The 16231-nt window shown below is 64.5% G+C and carries 19 protein-coding genes and 1 pseudogene; 9 read left to right on the top strand and 11 right to left on the bottom strand.

Annotated elements, in window-relative coordinates:
* Positions 1-128: 128 nt before the first annotated feature.
* A complete protein-coding gene (locus ACVWY3_RS10415; RefSeq protein ID WP_456838358.1) occupies positions 129-386 on the bottom strand; it encodes a hypothetical protein in 258 nt (85 codons plus the stop codon).
* Between the two features lie 259 nt (positions 387-645).
* Between ACVWY3_RS10415 and coaD the strand changes: the two genes are divergently transcribed.
* The 5 genes from coaD (at position 646) to queA (ending at position 3837) form a co-directional block, all read left to right on the top strand.
* Complete coding sequence (coaD, locus tag ACVWY3_RS10420) at positions 646-1143, top strand: pantetheine-phosphate adenylyltransferase (protein ID WP_456838359.1); 498 nt, start codon at positions 646-648, stop codon at positions 1141-1143.
* Between the two features lie 37 nt (positions 1144-1180).
* Positions 1181-1768, top strand: coding sequence for a peptidylprolyl isomerase (locus ACVWY3_RS10425; protein ID WP_456838360.1), 588 nt, complete (start codon positions 1181-1183; stop codon positions 1766-1768).
* 8 nt (positions 1769-1776) lie between these two features.
* Positions 1777-2202, top strand: coding sequence for a hypothetical protein (locus ACVWY3_RS10430; protein WP_456838361.1), 426 nt, complete (start codon positions 1777-1779; stop codon positions 2200-2202).
* A complete protein-coding gene (locus tag ACVWY3_RS10435; RefSeq protein ID WP_194461990.1) occupies positions 2199-2663 on the top strand; it encodes a peptidylprolyl isomerase in 465 nt (154 codons plus the stop codon). The genes ACVWY3_RS10430 and ACVWY3_RS10435 overlap by 4 nt, the downstream gene beginning before the upstream one ends.
* 100 nt (positions 2664-2763) lie before the next feature.
* Positions 2764-3837, top strand: a complete 1074-nt coding sequence (gene queA, locus ACVWY3_RS10440) for a tRNA preQ1(34) S-adenosylmethionine ribosyltransferase-isomerase QueA (protein ID WP_456838362.1) — start codon at positions 2764-2766, stop codon at positions 3835-3837.
* 95 nt (positions 3838-3932) lie between these two features.
* On the opposite strand, the gene ACVWY3_RS10445 is transcribed toward queA, so the two are convergent.
* From ACVWY3_RS10445 to ACVWY3_RS10460, 4 genes are all read right to left on the bottom strand, one after another.
* A complete protein-coding gene (locus ACVWY3_RS10445) occupies positions 3933-4970 on the bottom strand; it encodes an aspartate-semialdehyde dehydrogenase (RefSeq protein WP_456838363.1) in 1038 nt (345 codons plus the stop codon).
* 216 nt (positions 4971-5186) lie between these two features.
* Positions 5187-5789, bottom strand: a complete 603-nt coding sequence (locus tag ACVWY3_RS10450) for a PepSY domain-containing protein (protein ID WP_456838364.1) — start codon at positions 5787-5789, stop codon at positions 5187-5189.
* 251 nt (positions 5790-6040) lie between these two features.
* On the bottom strand, positions 6041-6790 hold the full coding sequence (locus tag ACVWY3_RS10455; protein ID WP_456838365.1) for a TetR/AcrR family transcriptional regulator: 750 nt from the start codon (positions 6788-6790) through the stop codon (positions 6041-6043).
* Positions 6791-6920: 130 nt separating this feature from the next.
* A complete protein-coding gene (locus ACVWY3_RS10460; protein WP_456838366.1) occupies positions 6921-8078 on the bottom strand; it encodes a patatin-like phospholipase family protein in 1158 nt (385 codons plus the stop codon).
* Between the two features lie 219 nt (positions 8079-8297).
* On the opposite strand from ACVWY3_RS10460, the gene tgt reads away from it, so the two are divergent.
* Complete coding sequence (tgt, locus tag ACVWY3_RS10465; protein ID WP_456838367.1) at positions 8298-9446, top strand: tRNA guanosine(34) transglycosylase Tgt; 1149 nt, start codon at positions 8298-8300, stop codon at positions 9444-9446.
* A 12-nt stretch (positions 9447-9458) separates the two neighbouring features.
* On the opposite strand, the gene ACVWY3_RS10470 is transcribed toward tgt, so the two are convergent.
* On the bottom strand, positions 9459-9677 hold the full coding sequence (locus ACVWY3_RS10470; protein ID WP_456838368.1) for a hypothetical protein: 219 nt from the start codon (positions 9675-9677) through the stop codon (positions 9459-9461).
* Between the two features lie 221 nt (positions 9678-9898).
* Between ACVWY3_RS10470 and cysK the strand changes: the two genes are divergently transcribed.
* Together cysK and ACVWY3_RS10480 are read left to right on the top strand one after the other, a co-directional pair.
* Positions 9899-10888: a cysteine synthase A gene (gene cysK, locus ACVWY3_RS10475; RefSeq protein ID WP_456838369.1), complete on the top strand. Its 990-nt coding sequence runs from the start codon at positions 9899-9901 to the stop codon at positions 10886-10888.
* Between the two features lie 3 nt (positions 10889-10891).
* A complete protein-coding gene (locus ACVWY3_RS10480) occupies positions 10892-11131 on the top strand; it encodes a BrnA antitoxin family protein (protein WP_172783722.1) in 240 nt (79 codons plus the stop codon).
* Between the two features lie 251 nt (positions 11132-11382).
* Here the strand turns inward: ACVWY3_RS10480 and ACVWY3_RS10485 are convergent, their stop codons facing one another.
* Together ACVWY3_RS10485 and ACVWY3_RS10490 are read right to left on the bottom strand one after the other, a co-directional pair.
* Positions 11383-12810, bottom strand: coding sequence for a caspase family protein (locus ACVWY3_RS10485; RefSeq protein ID WP_456838370.1), 1428 nt, complete (start codon positions 12808-12810; stop codon positions 11383-11385).
* A 202-nt stretch (positions 12811-13012) separates the two neighbouring features.
* Positions 13013-13888 carry a DMT family transporter gene (locus ACVWY3_RS10490; protein ID WP_456838371.1) on the bottom strand — a complete coding sequence of 292 codons (876 nt, stop codon included), beginning with the start codon at positions 13886-13888 and terminating at the stop codon, positions 13013-13015.
* Positions 13889-14035: 147 nt separating this feature from the next.
* Here ACVWY3_RS10490 and ACVWY3_RS10495 point away from each other — a divergent pair.
* A pseudogene (locus ACVWY3_RS10495) lies at positions 14036-14435 on the top strand (RidA family protein).
* A 52-nt stretch (positions 14436-14487) separates the two neighbouring features.
* Here the strand turns inward: ACVWY3_RS10495 and ACVWY3_RS10500 are convergent.
* The 3 genes from ACVWY3_RS10500 to ACVWY3_RS10510 all read right to left on the bottom strand — a co-directional run bounded on the left by ACVWY3_RS10500 (position 14488) and on the right by ACVWY3_RS10510 (position 16145).
* Complete coding sequence (locus ACVWY3_RS10500) at positions 14488-15033, bottom strand: hypothetical protein (RefSeq protein WP_456838372.1); 546 nt, start codon at positions 15031-15033, stop codon at positions 14488-14490.
* Positions 14978-15328: a hypothetical protein gene (locus ACVWY3_RS10505; protein WP_456838373.1), complete on the bottom strand. Its 351-nt coding sequence runs from the start codon at positions 15326-15328 to the stop codon at positions 14978-14980. Before ACVWY3_RS10505 ends, ACVWY3_RS10500 begins: the two co-directional genes overlap by 56 nt.
* 229 nt (positions 15329-15557) lie before the next feature.
* Entirely contained in the window at positions 15558-16145 is a 588-nt protein-coding gene (locus tag ACVWY3_RS10510) for a formyltransferase family protein (protein ID WP_456838374.1), read from the bottom strand.
* Between the last annotated feature and the right edge of the window lie 86 nt (positions 16146-16231).

Genomic DNA, 16231 nt, shown 5'->3' on the forward strand with positions numbered 1-16231 from the left:
CCTGATGGGATCGCGCCCGGCGGGCCAGTCCGACGGACGCGAACATCAGACAGTCTGCGACGAGACGTCGCAAATATCCATGAAATTTATATCAGGAAGCCTCCCTGACGCGGAGCTGACAACCGCAATTAGGGCGTGCGGTCGGCGGTCACGAGGCGCGCCTCGCGGACATTGGCCTTGGTGCCGGCGCGGCGCAGGCACGAGGCTTCGAAGTTCGGCCAAGCCTGCTGCGAGCAGTCCTTGCCGATGGTGCGGATATCGAGACGGTCGCTCTTGGCAAGCGGCTGCGGGACGCTGGCCTCGACGGTCGGGGCAAAGCCGGGCAGGAGGGTGAGGGCGGCAGCAACACACGCAGCAACACCGATGGCCGAGATGGTCTTGATCATTGACGGTCCCCTGTGATGCGGCCGCGACGCCCGGTTGTGCGGCCCGCCGTTTGTTGGGCGGATTAGTAACCATGGCCAGTTTCCGGACGTCTTCGCGGAAGCCGGAAATGGTTTCGTTCCCGCTCCGTTTTGTTTCGTGGCCGCCCCAAGGACGAAACAAACGAGCCGCTGCCGACAGGATAGGCCGCAGAATCCGCAGCGAACGGGCAGGGGACCTGCCCGGCTTGCCGGGCCGGGCCGGGCGCGGTAGGACGTGGCTATGCCGCGCATTGCGTTCTACCCCGGTTCCTTCGACCCCATCACCAACGGCCATCTGGACGTGGTCCGGAGCAGCGTCCTCTTGTGCGACCGGCTGGTGGTCGCGGTGGGGATCCATCCCGGCAAGAAGCCGCTGTTTTCGAGCGAGGAGCGGCTCAAGATGCTCCATGACGTCTGCGGGCCGGTGGCAGCCCAAGTCGGCTGCACGCTCGAGGCCGTGACCTATGACGATCTCGCGGTCACCGCGGCGCGCAAATACGGTGCGACCATCATGATCCGGGGCCTGCGCGACGGCACTGACCTCGACTACGAGATGCAACTCGCCGGCATGAACGGCACCATGGCGCCCGAGGTGCAAACTGTCTTCCTGCCGGCCTCTCCGCTGGTGCGCCCGATTACCGGCACATTGGTGCGTCAGATCGCCGGCATGGGCGGAGATGTCTCGGCCTTCGTCCCGCCGCTCGTTGCATTCCAGCTCAAGGCAAAATTCGCCGGATAACGGCGCGCTTTTTCATCTCACCTGATCCGGAGTTTCCATGATCCGTCGTCTCGCAATTCTTGCCACGATGTTCGTCGCGCTCGTGGCCGTCCCCTGGGGCACGGCGCCGGCGATGGCGCAGCAGCTGCCGGCCAATCTCGACAAGGCCAATGCGCTGGTCATCGACACCACCAAGGGCCGCATCGTGATCAAGCTGCGCACCGACATCGCGCCCCAGCACGCCGAACGCCTCAAGCAGCTGGCGCGCGAAGGCTTCTACAACAACGTGCCGTTCCACCGCGTCATGGACGGCTTCATGGCCCAGACTGGCGACGGCCAGAACGGCAACGGCACCGGCGGCTCGAAATATCCGAATCTGAAGCAGGAATTCTCCAAGGTGCATTTCGCGCGTGGTATCGTCGGCATGGCCCGGCGCGGCGACAGCGTCGACAGCGCCAACTCGCAGTTCTTCATCATGTTCGCCGATGGCGGCAGCCTCGACGGCCAGTACACCGTAATCGGCGAGGTGGTGCAGGGCATGGACGTCGTCGACAAGCTGAAGAAGGCTCCGCCCGGCTCGCCCGGCGGCACCGTCACTGATCCCGACAAGATGGTGAAGGTGCAAGTCGCCTCCGACATCAAGTAGCCGAGGTGATGGCGCGCTGCGGCCACAGGCTCGTGTTCGCTGCCGCGGCGCTGCTGCTTGGCACTTGTGGCGCGGCCGCGGAGGACGCGCAGGTCAACACCATCAAGGAGGTCTTCGAGCACTTGCGGACCTGCTGGAAGCCGCCGCCGCCGACCAAGGCTCGCCCACTCGACATCACCGTCGTCGTGAGCTTTAACCGGTCCGGAAACATTCTGGGCCATCCGAGGATTACCTATGAATCCGCGGAGGCCTCCGACAATGACCGGCTGCAATACCGGATCGCGGTGATGGAGGCGTTGCAACGCTGCACGCCGATGCCATTTACCGATGCAATGGCCGGCGCCGCCGCGGGACGTCCATTCGCGATCCAGTTCCGCAACCGCAAAACGTCACCTGACAAGACTTCACCTCCAACACAAGAGAGACGAGCATGAGCGTCACCGAAAACACCCTTATCCTCGAGACCACGCAGGGCCCCGTTACCATCGAGATGCGGCCTGACCTCGCGCCCGGCCATGTTGCGCGCATCAAGGAGCTGGTCCGCGAAGGATTCTACGACGGCATCGTGTTCCACCGTGTCATCGAGGGCTTCATGGCGCAGACCGGCTGCCCGCACGGCACCGGCACCGGCGGCTCCGGCAAGAAGCTGAAGGCCGAATTCAACAAGGAGCCGCATGTGCGCGGCACCGCCTCGATGGCGCGCGCCGCCAACCCCGATTCCGGCGACAGCCAATTCTTCATCTGCTTCGACGATGCTCGTTTTCTCGACAACCAGTACACGGTGTGGGGCAAGGTCACCGAGGGCATGGAGAACGTCGACAAGATCAAGCGCGGCGAGCCGGTGCAGAACCCCGACAAGATCGTCAAGGCGCGGATGGCCATCGACAAGGAGTAAGCATGTGTCGTCGTTCCGGGGCGGCTCGTAGAGCCGAACCCGGAACCTCGAGATTCCGGGCTCGCGCCTTGCGCGCCCCGGAATGATGCAATAGCGGACCATGCGCACCGACCTCTTCGATTTCGACCTGCCCGCCGAGCGCATCGCGTTGCGCCCGGCGAGCCCGCGCGACTCCGCGAAGATGCTGGTGGTGGAGAACGGCGCACTGCGCGATCAGACCATCGCCGATCTGCCGCAATGGTTGAGGTCGGGCGACCAGCTCGTCGTCAACGACACCAAGGTGATCGCGGCGCAATTGAAGGGCCGCCGCATCGGCCGCGAGACCGAGCCGAAGATCGAGGCGACGCTGATCAAGCGGCTCGACGGCTCGCGCTGGCAGGCGCTGGTGAAGCCGGCGAAGAAGCTCACGGCCGGCGACCGCATCCGCTTCGGCAACGAAGGCAAGGTCTGCCTGCTCGGCCATCTCGATGCCGAGGTCGAAGCCAAGGGCGCCGAGGGCGAGGTGACGCTGTCGTTCTCGTTTCACGGGCCCGCCCTCGACCAGGCCATCGCCGATCTCGGCAGCCCGCCGCTGCCGCCCTACATCGCCTCCAAGCGCACGCCGGACGACCAGGATTTTACCGACTACCAGACCATGTTCGCGGCCAACGAAGGCGCAGTCGCTGCTCCCACCGCGGGGCTGCATTTCACCCCGGCGCTGGAGCAGGCGCTGCACGCGCGCGGCGTCGGCGTCAACCGCGTCACGCTGCATGTCGGGGCAGGGACGTTCCTTCCCGTGAAGGCGGACGACACCGAAGGCCACAAGATGCATGCCGAGTGGGGCACGATCTCGGCCGAGACGGCCGAGCGGCTCAACAGCGCGCGGAGAAACGGCGGCCGCATCGTGGCTGTCGGCACCACGTCATTGCGGCTGCTGGAGAGTGCGGCCAGCGAGGACGGCATCATCCGGCCGTTCGCAGCGGAGACCTCGATCTTCATCACGCCCGGCTACCGCTTCCGCGCCGTCGACGTGCTGATGACGAATTTCCACCTGCCGAAGTCGACGCTTTTCATGTTGGTGTCGGCGTTTTCGGGGCTGGAGACGATGAAACGGGCCTATGCACACGCGATCGCGAGCGGCTACCGATTCTACTCGTATGGCGATGCGTGTTTGCTGTTTCGGGCAGAGCTGTAGGGTGGGTTAGCAAGGCGTAACCCACCACTTCTCCATCCCGTGGACACTAAAGAGGTGGATTACGCCTTCGGCTAATCCACCCTACGCACTTTCCGTTACGCCATCACTCGCTGCGGCAAGAGCTCGGCGATCTGCACGGCGTTCAGCGCCGCGCCCTTGAGCAGCTGATCGGCGGCCACGAACATCGAGATCGAATGCCCACTGGGATCGCTGAGGTCCTTGCGGATGCGGCCGACCAGGACGTCGTCCTGTCCCGACGCGTCGATCGGCATCGGGAAGTAGTTGTTGGCGCGATCGTCGACGATCTTCACGCCGGGCGCCTGCGCCATGATGGCGCGGACCTGGTCCTCGGTGATCGGCTTCTCGCATTCGAAGGTGATGGCCTCGCAGTGCGCGCGCAGCACCGGCACGCGGACGCAGGTGACGCCGATGGCGATCTTGTCGTCCTCGAAGATCTTGCGGGTCTCCTTGATGACCTTGGTCTCTTCGTCGTTGTAGCCGGTTTCAGGGTCGATTGCCGTATTGTGGTTGAAGAGATTGAAGGCGTAGGGATGCGGCATCACCTTGGGCGTATAGACCTGCCCGTTGAGGTTGGCGCGGGTGGATTCGACGAGCTCCTCCATCGCGGCGGCGCCGGCGCCGGAAGCCGCCTGGTAGGTCGAGATGATGACGCGCTTGATGCGGTTCTTCTGGTGGATCGGCCAGAGCGGCACCAGCGCGGTGATCGCGGCGCAGTTCGGGTTGGCGATGATGCCCTTGTGCTCGCGAATGCGGCCAGCGTTGACCTCGGGGATCACGAGCGGCACGTTCGGATCCATGCGGAAGGCGGAGGAGTTGTCGACGACGACGGCGCCTGACTTGACCGCGATCGGCGCGAACGTCTTGGAGATGCCACTGCCGGCCGAGAACAGCGCGATGTCGACGCCCTCGAAGGCGCGCTCGGTCAGCTCCTCGATGACGATATTCTGCCCTCGGAACGACACCGTCTTGCCGGCCGAGCGGGCGCTCGCCAGCGCCTTGAGCTTGCCGACGCGGAAGCCGCGCTTGTCCATGGTGGCGATGAATTCGGCGCCCACCGCACCGGTGACGCCGACAATCGCGACGACGGGATCGTTACTCACTGTGTCCTCCATTGAGATCGATTGAGACAACAAAAAAGCCCCGGACCATCGAGGGCGGGGCTTCGGTCGAGCTGATGCGTTTTAGTCGACGACTACGCGCGCACGCCTCCCCGGGCCCCGAAGGCCGTGGTGGTTTTGGTCGTGCGTTTGGCGGTCGTGAACATGGCGGCGACTTATGCGGGAGAGTCTTGCGCCCGTCAATGGCTTTTCGGCGGGATTGTGGCGGAGTTATTTGGCCCGGGCGCCGGGTGGCTCGAGGGTGACCTCCTTGAGGTCGTCGCCGCTGACGACGACGATCGAAAAATTCAGCCGACCGCGTTCGCGGATCAATCCGCCGCTGATCGCCTTGCCCGAGGCTGCACGCTCGGCAACGCGTACCGCATCCGCAAGGCGGTGCCTGATCGCGCCGAGCGCTGCGAGAGTATCGCGGTCCTCGAGGTCGAGCTCGGCAAGGGGGAGGGCGGCCTCGCCGCCGACGAGCTCGCCGGTCCTCGCATTGATGGTGTGGCGCCAGATCCGGTCGTTGTGCACGGTCTTGACCCGATACACCGGCACGCCGGAGCCGCCGTCAAAACTCACATCCGCGGTGGTTGCGCCGGCGTGACGGGCCTCGGCAATTGCCATAGCCTGGCTGATCGAGATCGACGAGCTGCGAAAGCGCTCGATCTCGCGGCTGACCGCTTGGCGATCGGCCTCGGCATCACCATCTGTTTCGCCGCGAAGGGCCGTTGGCGTGCCCGTGGTCACGGTCGCCTGTACCGGCGCTGCGAGGAGCAGCGTGGGCAAGGCGATGGCAAGCAGTTGCGAGGTCCATCGTTTGGCTGTCGTCATGCGCGAAACCCTCGGCCAGCGAGTGTGCCGGATGATCGTAAAGAATTCGCGGCCGACCTTGGGCATCGGCCGGCCGCGGAGCGTCGTGGCGGGCTGTACCCGTCGCGGCGATCTGGGCGATACCGACCTCTTTGGGGCTGGTGAAAAAAGCGGTCCGTCTCACCTATAACTAAACCATACCGTATCGTTTCATTTCAGTCAATGGCGAGGGTGCGTTCTTCCAGGGGATAGATCGCAAGCTCACGTAATTGTCAGCGGGACGACGGGCGCCGCCGCGGCGTCCCCTTTGGGGCATCCTGGACGCGGTCGGCAGGGCCGAGCGCACCGGCCAGGAACAGCTTGATGGCGGCGCGCATGCGCTTCTCGGCGGCCTTCAGTTCCAGCGCCATTCCGAACGTCGCCATGCGGTGGGTGTGACCGGCAACGACATCGAGGAACACTTCCGCTGCGATCGTCGTGTCCTCGAGGTCGAGCGCGCCTTGCGCCACCAGATGGTCGAAGAAGCGCGCCGTGGTGGCGACCGCCTTGAGCCAGCCTTCCTCCTTGCCGAGCTTGGCAACGTCGGGGAAGTTGATGGCCTGCGACGTCATCATGCGGCTGAAAGCGACAGCGTCGGGTCCGCAAGTGAAGGTCAGCATTTCGCGCCCGATCTCGACCAGGCGCTGCTCGACAGAAATATCCGAGGCGCTGGAGAGCTGCGTCTCAGCCGCCGCCGACAGCGGTGCAAGCCAGCGCTCGATCTCGCGCCTCAGCACGGCGGCAAACAGGCCGCGCTTGTCGCCGTAACGGGAGTAGACGGTGGGCTTGCTGACCCGCGCGGCTTCGGCCACGGCATCGAGCGAGGTCGCATCAAAGCCGCGGTCCAGGAACAGGCGGGTGGCGACCTCGATCAGCCGCTGGTCGCGCTCGATCGCAGCGGTCTTGGTCGGCCGACCGCCGCGCGATTTCGGCACCTCGCGCCGCGCCGTTGCCGATCGTGTCTTGGTCGCAGTCAATCCCATGCCCGTTGATTCCTGCGCGTTGGCTGTCATTCGCTCTATATCGCGCAGGAGCGAAGGCGTCATTGCGAATCTGGCCGAATTGGCCGTATCGTCAACGGTCTCGATACGACCTCGTTCCGTCAAGACGTGCTCATGGGAGCGTCGAGGTCCAGGCCTGGCCGGACGCGGCCTTGTCATATCCGTACTGGTACAGCGCCCGCATATAGCCAGTGTCGAACCCTTCCGACGGCGGCGCGGGATAATCGCGCGCTATGTAGGAGAGGTGGAAGCCGAGGCGGTTGCGTTTGGCGAAATCGTAGGTTGAGAAGATGATCGAACGCGTCTGCGACTGCGTGATTGCCGATAGGCTGCGCGAGGCGACATCGATCGTGCTGTTCGACACCAGCTCGAAGTTGCGTTCGATCTTCTTGTTGACGAGGATATAGATGTCCATCTTCGCGGTGCCCGGCAGGCGACTGCTCTGGAACAGCAGGGCCTCCGGCAGCGTCAGCACCGGGGCCGTCACCCCGCCGTCGACATGCATCTCCTGAAATTTGCGGCCCTGGCCTTCGGCGTCGATCATGATCGGCGGAAACACGAGCGGAATGCTGGCGGAGGCCGCCATCACGTCGCGAAACAGCTTGAGCGCCTCGGGCGTCCCGACCGCGGCGATCTTGCCCATGTCCCAGATCGCGGTCCGCTGGGTGTCGAGATCGGTCGTGACCACCAGCAGCCTTCGGCCCTTGGCATTTTCGCGCGCGACCTGCGCCAGGATCTCCGGCCCGACATAGCGGGCGACCAGCTCGCGCAGCCGCGTGTTGCCGAACAGGCCCGATCCGAACAGCACGCGCATGATGCTGGGGTCGTTCAGGAGGCTCTCTGCGATACCGCTGGTGTAGACCTCTTTCAGCGTGTCGTCATATTGCGACCCGAGGAACGCGAAAGGCGCGATCAGTCCGCCGGTGCTGACACCCGAGACGACCGAGAAGGTCGGACGGGTTCGGGCCGCGGTCCAGCCGTTGAGCACGCCGACGCCATAGGCGCCGTCGGCGCCGCCGCCCGAGAGCGCCAGATAGGTTTTCGTGGCGGTGCTGGTGTCCTTCTCGAAGCTGAATTTCGTGACCGGCTCGTCGGCGTAGCGCCTGAGGCCGTCGATATCGAGCACGCGCGATGAGCTGGCTTCAGCTGCCGTATAGGGCGTGCGGGGCAGGGAGGTGCAGGCCGCGAGCGCCAGGCTGCATGTCAGGGCCATGGCGCCGGTCAGGCGGGCGCTTGTCTGCCTGATCCAGCCGCGCGCGGGGCCGGACATCTCGGTCGAACATGAAGCGGGGAGCATCGTCGGTGGCTGGCGATCACGCATCTACAGCCGCCGGCAACCCTGCCGCGGCATCTCGTCCAGCCCTAGGTAAAACTAAACTGTATCGTTTTATTTAACAAGCGCGGCGCGTGAAATATCCGCGCCCATTCTGTCCCAGTCTGGAGCATGGGCGGGTTGATCGGCATCCCCCGACACGCAATAAGCACGGCCATGAATCTTCCGGACACAGGTCTAGCCAATCATTTCGAACTGCTCGCCACCGATGGGGCCGCACGCACCGGGCGCCTGACCACGCCGCACGGCGTGGTGCGCACGCCCGCCTTCATGCCGGTCGGAACCGCCGGCGCCATGAAAGGCATGCATTGGCGCGAGGTGCGCGAGGCCGGCGCCGACATCGTGCTCGGCAACACCTATCACCTGATGCTGCGTCCCGGCGCCGAGCGGATCGCAGCGCTCGGCGGCTTGCAGAAATTCACCGGCTGGAATGGGCCGATGCTGACGGATTCCGGCGGCTTCCAGGTGATGTCGCTGGCCGACTTACGCAGGGTCAGCGAGCACGCCGTGACTTTCCGCTCGCATATCGACGGCGCCAAGGTCGAGCTGTCGCCGGAGCGCTCGATCGAGGTGCAGCGCTTCCTCGGCTCCGACATCGCCATGCAGATGGACGAATGCGTGCGGCTGCCGGCCGAGCGCGACGACATCGAGCGCGCGATGCGGCTGTCGCTGCGCTGGGCCGAGCGAAGCAAGCGCGCTTTCGAAAGTGCGCCCGACGGCTACATGCTGTTCGGCATCGTCCAGGGCGGCGACATCCCGCAGCTTCGTCACGCGAGCGCACAAGGCCTCGTCGAGATGGGTTTTCACGGCTATGCGATCGGCGGCCTCGCCGTCGGCGAGCCTCAGGCGGTGATGCTGGCGATGATCGACGAGACCGCGCCGGCGCTGCCGACCGACCGGCCGCGCTACCTGATGGGCGTCGGCACGCCCGACGACATCCTGGAGGCGGTGAAGCGCGGCGTCGACATGTTCGATTGCGTGATGCCGACGCGCAATGGCCGCCACGGCGTCGCCTTCACGCGCTTCGGCCAGGTCAATTTGCGCAACGCACGCCACGCCGACGATCCGCGCCCGCTCGATGAGGAGAGCCCCTGGCCGTCGGCGCGCAACTGCGCGCGCGCCTATCTGCATCATCTCGTCAAGGCCGGCGAGACGCTGGGGGCGATGCTGCTGTCCGAGATCAATATCGCCTACTATCAGTTCCTGATGCAGGGCATCAGGAACGCGATCGCACACGGAACGTTCGAGGAGTTCTATCAGCGTACGCGCGAGGACTGGGCGAGGGGCGATATTGCCCCACGCTAAGACGATCAACGGTCAATTGCAGACGATCCGCTGCTTGACGGCATGCTTGGTCACGAAACCATAGCCGCAATTGTCGCAGGTCCAGAGGTACGAGATCATGTGGTCCGAGACGTAGGCGGATGCTTCGGCGGCGACCATCGAGTCGGCGCAGACCGGACAGGTGGGCAACTCGCTACAACGCGGTTGGCGGTGATGCGCGACGGTCGACAACACTTCAGCAACTGCTGACATCGCGGTGACCTCCCTGCTTTGAGACCTAAGTCTAACATAAGCAGAATCAGTTGACGAGGTCGCAACACAAATGCGTTGGTTTTCTGCTAATTACAGCTCACGCGATTTTGCGATGCAGCGTATTTAACATGTGCCGCATTGTCGCTTGCGTGTCGTCGCAAGGTGTCCGCAACTGCGGGAGAGCTGCGAAAGAAGTGTATTGTCGCCACAGGGAGTTCATCATGGACGCATCGTCCGAAAAGGCTGCAATGACGGGTGCAGCGCACCAACCCGGCCGCGGCCGGATCTATTCTTCGATCGTCGAGGCCTTTGGCGACACGCCGATCGTGCGCTTGCGCCGCCTGCCGGGCATGCACGGCGTGAACGCGACCATTTTGGCAAAACTTGAATATTTCAACCCTGCCGCGAGCGTGAAGGACCGCATCGGCGCGGCCATGATCATCGCGATGGAGAAGGCGGGGATCGTCAAGCCCGACACCGTGCTGATCGAACCGACCTCCGGCAACACCGGCATCGCGCTCGCTTTCGTCGCCGCTTCGCGCGGCTACCGGCTGAAGCTGGTGATGCCGGAATCGATGTCGATCGAGCGGCGCAAGATGCTGGCCTTTCTTGGCGCCGAATTGGTGCTGACGCCGGCCGCGCAGGGCATGAAGGGCGCGATCGCGACCGCCGAGGAGCTCTTGAAGACGACGCCGAACTCGGTGATGCCGCAGCAGTTCAAGAACCTCGCCAATCCCGAGGTGCATCGCCGCACCACTGCGGAGGAGATCTGGAACGACACCGGCGGCAACATCGACTTCTTCGTCGCCGGCGTCGGCACCGGCGGCACCATCACTGGCGTCGGCCAGGTGCTGAAGCCGCGCAAGCCGTCGCTGCGCGTCGTCGCGGTCGAGCCGGAGGAGAGCCCGGTGCTGTCGGGCGGCCAGCACACGCCGCACAAGATCCAGGGCATCGGCGCGGGCTTCGTGCCCGACATCCTCGACCGCTCGGTGATCGACGAGATCGTGAAGATCAATTCGACGACCGCCATCGAGATCTCGCGCGCGCTGGCGCGGCATGAGGGCATTCCGGGCGGCATCTCCTCGGGCGCGGCGATCGCTGCGGCGCTCGAGATCGGCAAGCGGCCGGAAGCTGCGGGAAAAACCATCCTCGCGGTGGTGCCGTCGTTCTCCGAACGTTATCTTTCGACGGCTCTGTTTGAGGGAATCTAGGACATGGCGGATCAACCGAGGCGGCCGCGCACGCTGGGTGACGCGCGGACCGAGGCGGAGGCAGCGTTCAAGAAGGTGACGGCCAAGGTCGCCGCGCCACCGCCGAAGCAGAACGCCGTGCCCGGCATCAAGGAGCAGGTCACGCTGCGCATCGACCAGGACGTGCTGGAGTTCTTCCAGGAAGGCGGGCCGGGTTGGCAGGACCGCATCAACGAGGCCCTGCGCAAGGCGGCGGGGAAGTAGCGGCCCGCTCGGGCGACCGTCTGTCCGCAGGAAGAGGCGTTCGCGTGCGGCGCTCGCGATGATGGAGATGCTAAAGCGCGATGAGATTTGGATGAATCGTCATCGCGCTTTAGGTTGTTGTTTGCGCATGATCTTTCCGGAAAACCGCTTCGCACTTTTCCGGATCATGCTTTAAGCGCGGACCAAAGAAAAAGCCCGGCGCGAGCCGGGCGGCGCGAGCCGGGCTTTGTACTTCGCGCAAAGGCCTCGCCTCAGCGGCGGAACATGCCGCCCATCATGCCGCCGACGACGCCGCCGACGAAGGCTGCGCCGGCCGCATCACCGGGGCTGCTGCGTTGGGGAGCCGGTGCCGGCGCGCTGCTGCCTGCCGGGGCGCTGGCACGGCGGGCCGCCTTCTGACTGTTATCGCTTGCGGTCGGCGGCGCGGCGACGACTTCGGCGAGCAGGGCCTTATGCTGGGGCTTGTTCAGATAGCCCGACGAAGGATAGCCGCGCGCGGCCTGCCAGCGCTTGATGACGGACCGGGTTTCCTCGCTGAACACGCCGGTCTGCTTGGTGTCGAAGCCAAGCCCGGTCAGGCGGCGCTGCACATCGCGGCGCTGATTCTTGTCGAGGCCGATCTGGTCCTCGGTGAGCTGAGAGGCCTCATCGGTGAAGGCTGCGGGATCGACACCAGCATTGAGCGTGCGGCTCGTGGTCGACGGACCGCTCTTGATCGCGGCAAGCCGCGCCAGTGCGAGCGCCTTGAACTGGCCGTTCGGATAGGCCGCCAGATAGGCGTTGAGCTCTTCCGGCTTGTTGCTTTCCTTGACCGAGCGCCAGTATTCGAGCTCGACGCCGTCATTGCTGCCGCTCGCCGCCGGTACGACGCTGGAAGCTGTGGGAGCCGCGTTGACAACCTGGGTCGTCGGAGCCTGGTTGAGATAGACCGCGCCGATCAGGTTGGTATGGCCCCAGGGCAGCTGGCCTTTGTGGGTCTCTTCGTTGACCTGAGCGCGCACCGACGTCATCGCCTGCTGGATCTCGACGCCGGGCTTGGTGATGTTGTCGATCAGCGCGCGGGTGAACGGGCTGTTATTGCCCTCCTGGCCGTCGAGCGCGGTCTGGCCGGGGCCGGTGGCGAACGCGATCAGCGTGCCTTCGCCGGACTTCATCTCGGCAAGACCGCTCTGCACGTTGACGCTGCGGGTCGCCGAGTTCGACTTGATCTTGGCGGCGAACGGATTGTCGCGGCAGGCATCGAGGAACACGAGCTTGACCTTGGCATCGCCCATGGTCTGCTCGAGCGTCAGGTCGATGTTGATGGCGGCGCCGAGCTTGACGTCCATCTCCGACTTGATGTCGGCATCGACGGGCAGGAGATAGTTGGTGCCGCCGACAGCAATGCCATGGCCGGCATAATAGAACAGCGCGATGTCGGAGCCCTGCGCCTTGCGGCCGAAATCGAGCAGCTTCTCCGTCATCTGGTCGCGGCTGAGATTGGATCCTTCGATCACCTCGAAGCCGACGTTGCGCAGTGTCGCCGCCATAGCCTTGGCGTCGATCGGCGGGTTCGGCAATTGCGCGACGTTCTTGTAGGAGCCATTGCCGACGACGAAGGCGACACGGCGATCAGCCTTCGCAGCAGTGACCGACAGGGCCATGCACATCAGCGAGACGAGGAGGGTGAGATAGCGCATCTGAAATCCCCAGAATCGAATTGCAGGCAGCAACAAATCGACAGCGAACCTACACGAAGTGCCCGACTTCGCGCCACCAGAACGGCGGTACGATCCATTCAACCCGTTGCTGTGTGGCCGAATGTGCACGATGGAGGGCTCCTCCAACGTGATCCAAATCACGCTCGACCACTTTGTTTGGTCGCGCGAGGCCGCGCGGGGTTCACTGCGCGCGGGCGGGAACGGGCGAAGCCGGCTTTAAATTCAAGAGATTGCCGCAGAGGATCAACGCGGCGCCGAGCACGGTCCAGGCATCGAGCCGTTCGGAATAGAGCAGCCAGCCGGCGGTCGCGGTCAGCGGAACCCGCAGGAAGTCCATGGGAACCACGATCGTCGCGTCGGCGTAGCGGAGCGCGCTGGGGAGGCAGTAGTGCGAGAATGTGCCGCAGACCCCGATGACCAAGAGCCAGCCCCAAAGGGTGGCTGACGGCCAGGTCCAGACATAGAGCGTCGGCAGTAGGCCTACGACAAACTGCACCACGGTCATCCAGAACAGGATCGACAATGCGCTCTCGGTCCGGGTCAGCGATTTCGCCAGGATCATGGAGATGCTGAAGCCGATTGCGGCTCCGAGCGCGATCATCTGGCCCGGATTGATCTCGCTGGCGGCGGGACGCACAATCATAACGACGCCGACGACACCCAGCACGACCGCGGCGATCTTCCAGACGGTCATGCGCTCGGACAGGAAGGTTGCGGCCATCAGCGCGGTCCAGATCGGCATGGTGAATTCGATCGCCACCACCTGGCCGATCCCGATCAGCGTCAGGGCATAGAACCAGCCGAGCTGTGCGAAATAATGGGCGCCGTTGCGGGCGAGGTGCTGGGGCAGGCGTTCGGTCGCGACGGCCTTGAAGCCACCGCTGCGGTAGATGATCGGCAGCAGCAGCGCGAACCCGATCACCGATCGCACTTCGATAATTTGAAAGACATTGAGCTCGCGCGTGGCCTCGCGCCCGGCCACCGCCATGACCAGCATCAGCGCTAGCCAGCCGGCCATCCAGAGTGCGGCCATCGTTTTGGACGGTGTCGGGGGCATCGGCGGCGCAGGAGATCGAACGTGAGGGGACGCCCGGTATCGGCGACATCGGCACCGTTTGCAACGGCCAAATCTGCGGATGCAGCGATGCAGGATGTCGTGCTAAGGCTTAGGTGAACAACGACAAGAAACGGGAGAATGTCGCTCATGCGTATCTTGCAGCCGGCCGAATGGAAAAAACCGCGCGGCTTTTCTCACGGCGTCGAGGTGGATGGGCCGGGCCGCTGGGTGGTGCTGGCCGGCCAAACCGGGGGCGACGAGGCCGGCAATTACGCGCCCGACATGGCGGCGCAGGTTGCGACCGCGCTGAAGCGGATCATCAAGCTCCTGGGCGAGGCGGGCGCCCGGCCCCGAGCACATCGTCCGACTGACCTGGTACCTGACCAGCCGCAGCGAATATGAAGCTGCGGGCGCCGGCATCGGCGCGGCCTGGAAGGAGACGCTCGGGCGCAATTTTCCGCCTTCGACGCTGCTCTATATCGGCGGTCTCGTCGACGAGCGCGCCAAGGTCGAGATCGAGGTCACAGCGTTCGTGCCCGTCGCATAAAAAAATCGACCCGGCGCCGACGCCCGGGTCGATTGTCGTGTCACTGACTGGCTTACTTCGACAGAGTGATGGTGGCACCGCGGAACTGGCTGTCGGCGCGCATCGCGACGCTCTGCTTGTTGCCACTCGTCTTCAGAGAAATGTTGGCATTGAAGCCGGCGGTGGAGGCGACCAGCTCGTAATTGCCGCCGGCGCCACGACCCTGCAGCGATCCCGAGATGTTGCGGCTGGCCTCGGACCAGCTGCCGGCGATGGCACCGCCTTCAGCCCTCACGTTGGCGCCGAGGTTGAACTTGTAGGCGTCGCTGGCGCAGGTCAGCGACATCTCCATGGTGGGGCCGATGGGGGCGTATTTGGCCCGGCAGCGGATCCGCTCGGTCGAGCCGTCGTCCAGCGTGACAGTGCCGGCACCGCTCCACGTGCCAGCCAGCGGAGCAAACGGGCCGGACTGAGCTTTGCCTTCAGAGTTGGCCAGCCCCGCCGCAAACAAAACGGCGGCCGCGATCAGCAGCCGCCGGTTTCTGGCGCGAGCCTCGATAGGTTTATTGGCGCGATGCTTCCCACCGCCCGCTGCACGGTATGCCTGCAGATGCTCCATTCCACTTCCCCGATCCGGCGTTGCCGTTGAGTTGACCGTTGGCATATGCACCATTGATCGAAACCTTCACAAGTCCCCCGCTGCCGATGGTGCCGGAAACGTTAGCGCCGGGCGCGCTGATCTTGCCGTCGGCGACAGTGAGCATGGAGCTTGCGGTGGGCTCGCAGGAGCCGGTCTTGGTCACAATGGTGACGTGCCAGTTGCCGTCGTAGGGGCTCTGGGCGAAAGCGGGAGCGGCGAGGGTGCCGGCGACAACTGAAGCGGCACAGAACGCCGCGATGCGACCAAAACGCATGAATTCCGTCCTTGAATATATCTGAGATGCTGACCTTTATTCGGACGAAATGTGACGGAAATTTGTTGCAACGCCAAACCGAAAATTGTTCCTGTGGAAACAACGATTTATTTGGGTTTTCGGCTCCAGTTTTTGAAGCAAAATCAATGCGGCCTCACGTTAATTATAAACGTGAGGGAGAGACTCAACGCGGGGACTTCGGGGCCGGCCTGTTTAAGGTAAAGCCTGTCTACGAAAGGCTTGGCGCCGAGGTCGCGAACTGCTCGTCCTGGACCTTGGCCGGCAGCGCCTTGTGGACCTTGGCATAATCGATCACGTCGGCCAGCAGCTTGAGTCCAAGCGGGGCGAGGGCGCGCTCCCAGAGCTCGCGGGCGGTCTCGCCCTTTTTCACGAAGCACCAGTCCTGGGCCGCGATGGCGCCGGCGTCCATGCGGTCGGCAAGATGATAGATCGTGCCGCCGGCGATCGGATCGCCCTCCTTGATGGTCCATTCCACCGCGGCCTTGCCACGATGCCGCGGCAGCAGCGAGGGGTGATAGCCGATCCCGCCCAGCTTCGCCGCAGCGAGGGCGTCCTTGCCGACCCGGGCATGACTGTGCGCGGTGATGATCAGATCGGTGTCGGGGGCGATCTCGGAGGCGACCACCAGCTTCGGATTGGCCTGCACCGCCACCTCAATCCCGGCCGCCTTGGCGGCCGCAGCGAGGCGGTCCTCCGCGTCGGCTACCACGACCCGCACGACCCCAACGCCGTGCTCCCGGAGCATGTTCAGGGTGGTCACGCCGAAATGGCGGGAGCCGACAAGGGTAATGCGCATGGGTGTCAGATCTCTCTCGCAACTGCGTCATACTCCCGATAACACGCTGGAGCATCCTGTCACCACCTACGAGGCATTAGGGCCGG

The sequence above is a fragment of the Bradyrhizobium sp. USDA 4486 genome, assembly GCF_054057995.1.

Bases quoted from the DNA above. Each gene is read 5' to 3' on its own strand.
- ACVWY3_RS10470 (WP_456838368.1), bottom strand. From the start codon at position 9,677: ATGTCAGCAGTTGCTGAAGTGTTGTCGACCGTCGCGCATCACCGCCAA.
- ACVWY3_RS10435 (WP_194461990.1), top strand. From the start codon at position 2,199: ATGAGCGTCACCGAAAACACCCTTATCCTCGAGACCACGCAGGGCCCC.
- ACVWY3_RS10500 (WP_456838372.1), bottom strand. From the start codon at position 15,033: ATGGAGCATCTGCAGGCATACCGTGCAGCGGGCGGTGGGAAGCATCGC.
- ACVWY3_RS10425 (WP_456838360.1), top strand. From the start codon at position 1,181: ATGATCCGTCGTCTCGCAATTCTTGCCACGATGTTCGTCGCGCTCGTG.
- ACVWY3_RS10485 (WP_456838370.1), bottom strand. From the start codon at position 12,810: ATGCGCTATCTCACCCTCCTCGTCTCGCTGATGTGCATGGCCCTGTCG.
- cysK (WP_456838369.1), top strand. From the start codon at position 9,899: ATGGACGCATCGTCCGAAAAGGCTGCAATGACGGGTGCAGCGCACCAA.
- ACVWY3_RS10415 (WP_456838358.1), bottom strand. From the start codon at position 386: ATGATCAAGACCATCTCGGCCATCGGTGTTGCTGCGTGTGTTGCTGCC.
- coaD (WP_456838359.1), top strand. From the start codon at position 646: ATGCCGCGCATTGCGTTCTACCCCGGTTCCTTCGACCCCATCACCAAC.
- ACVWY3_RS10455 (WP_456838365.1), bottom strand. From the start codon at position 6,790: ATGGGATTGACTGCGACCAAGACACGATCGGCAACGGCGCGGCGCGAG.
- ACVWY3_RS10505 (WP_456838373.1), bottom strand. From the start codon at position 15,328: ATGCGTTTTGGTCGCATCGCGGCGTTCTGTGCCGCTTCAGTTGTCGCC.
- ACVWY3_RS10480 (WP_172783722.1), top strand. From the start codon at position 10,892: ATGGCGGATCAACCGAGGCGGCCGCGCACGCTGGGTGACGCGCGGACC.
- ACVWY3_RS10450 (WP_456838364.1), bottom strand. From the start codon at position 5,789: ATGACGACAGCCAAACGATGGACCTCGCAACTGCTTGCCATCGCCTTG.
- ACVWY3_RS10430 (WP_456838361.1), top strand. From the start codon at position 1,777: ATGGCGCGCTGCGGCCACAGGCTCGTGTTCGCTGCCGCGGCGCTGCTG.
- ACVWY3_RS10510 (WP_456838374.1), bottom strand. From the start codon at position 16,145: ATGCGCATTACCCTTGTCGGCTCCCGCCATTTCGGCGTGACCACCCTG.
- tgt (WP_456838367.1), top strand. From the start codon at position 8,298: ATGAATCTTCCGGACACAGGTCTAGCCAATCATTTCGAACTGCTCGCC.
- ACVWY3_RS10445 (WP_456838363.1), bottom strand. From the start codon at position 4,970: ATGGAGGACACAGTGAGTAACGATCCCGTCGTCGCGATTGTCGGCGTC.
- ACVWY3_RS10490 (WP_456838371.1), bottom strand. From the start codon at position 13,888: ATGCCCCCGACACCGTCCAAAACGATGGCCGCACTCTGGATGGCCGGC.
- ACVWY3_RS10460 (WP_456838366.1), bottom strand. From the start codon at position 8,078: ATGTCCGGCCCCGCGCGCGGCTGGATCAGGCAGACAAGCGCCCGCCTG.
- queA (WP_456838362.1), top strand. From the start codon at position 2,764: ATGCGCACCGACCTCTTCGATTTCGACCTGCCCGCCGAGCGCATCGCG.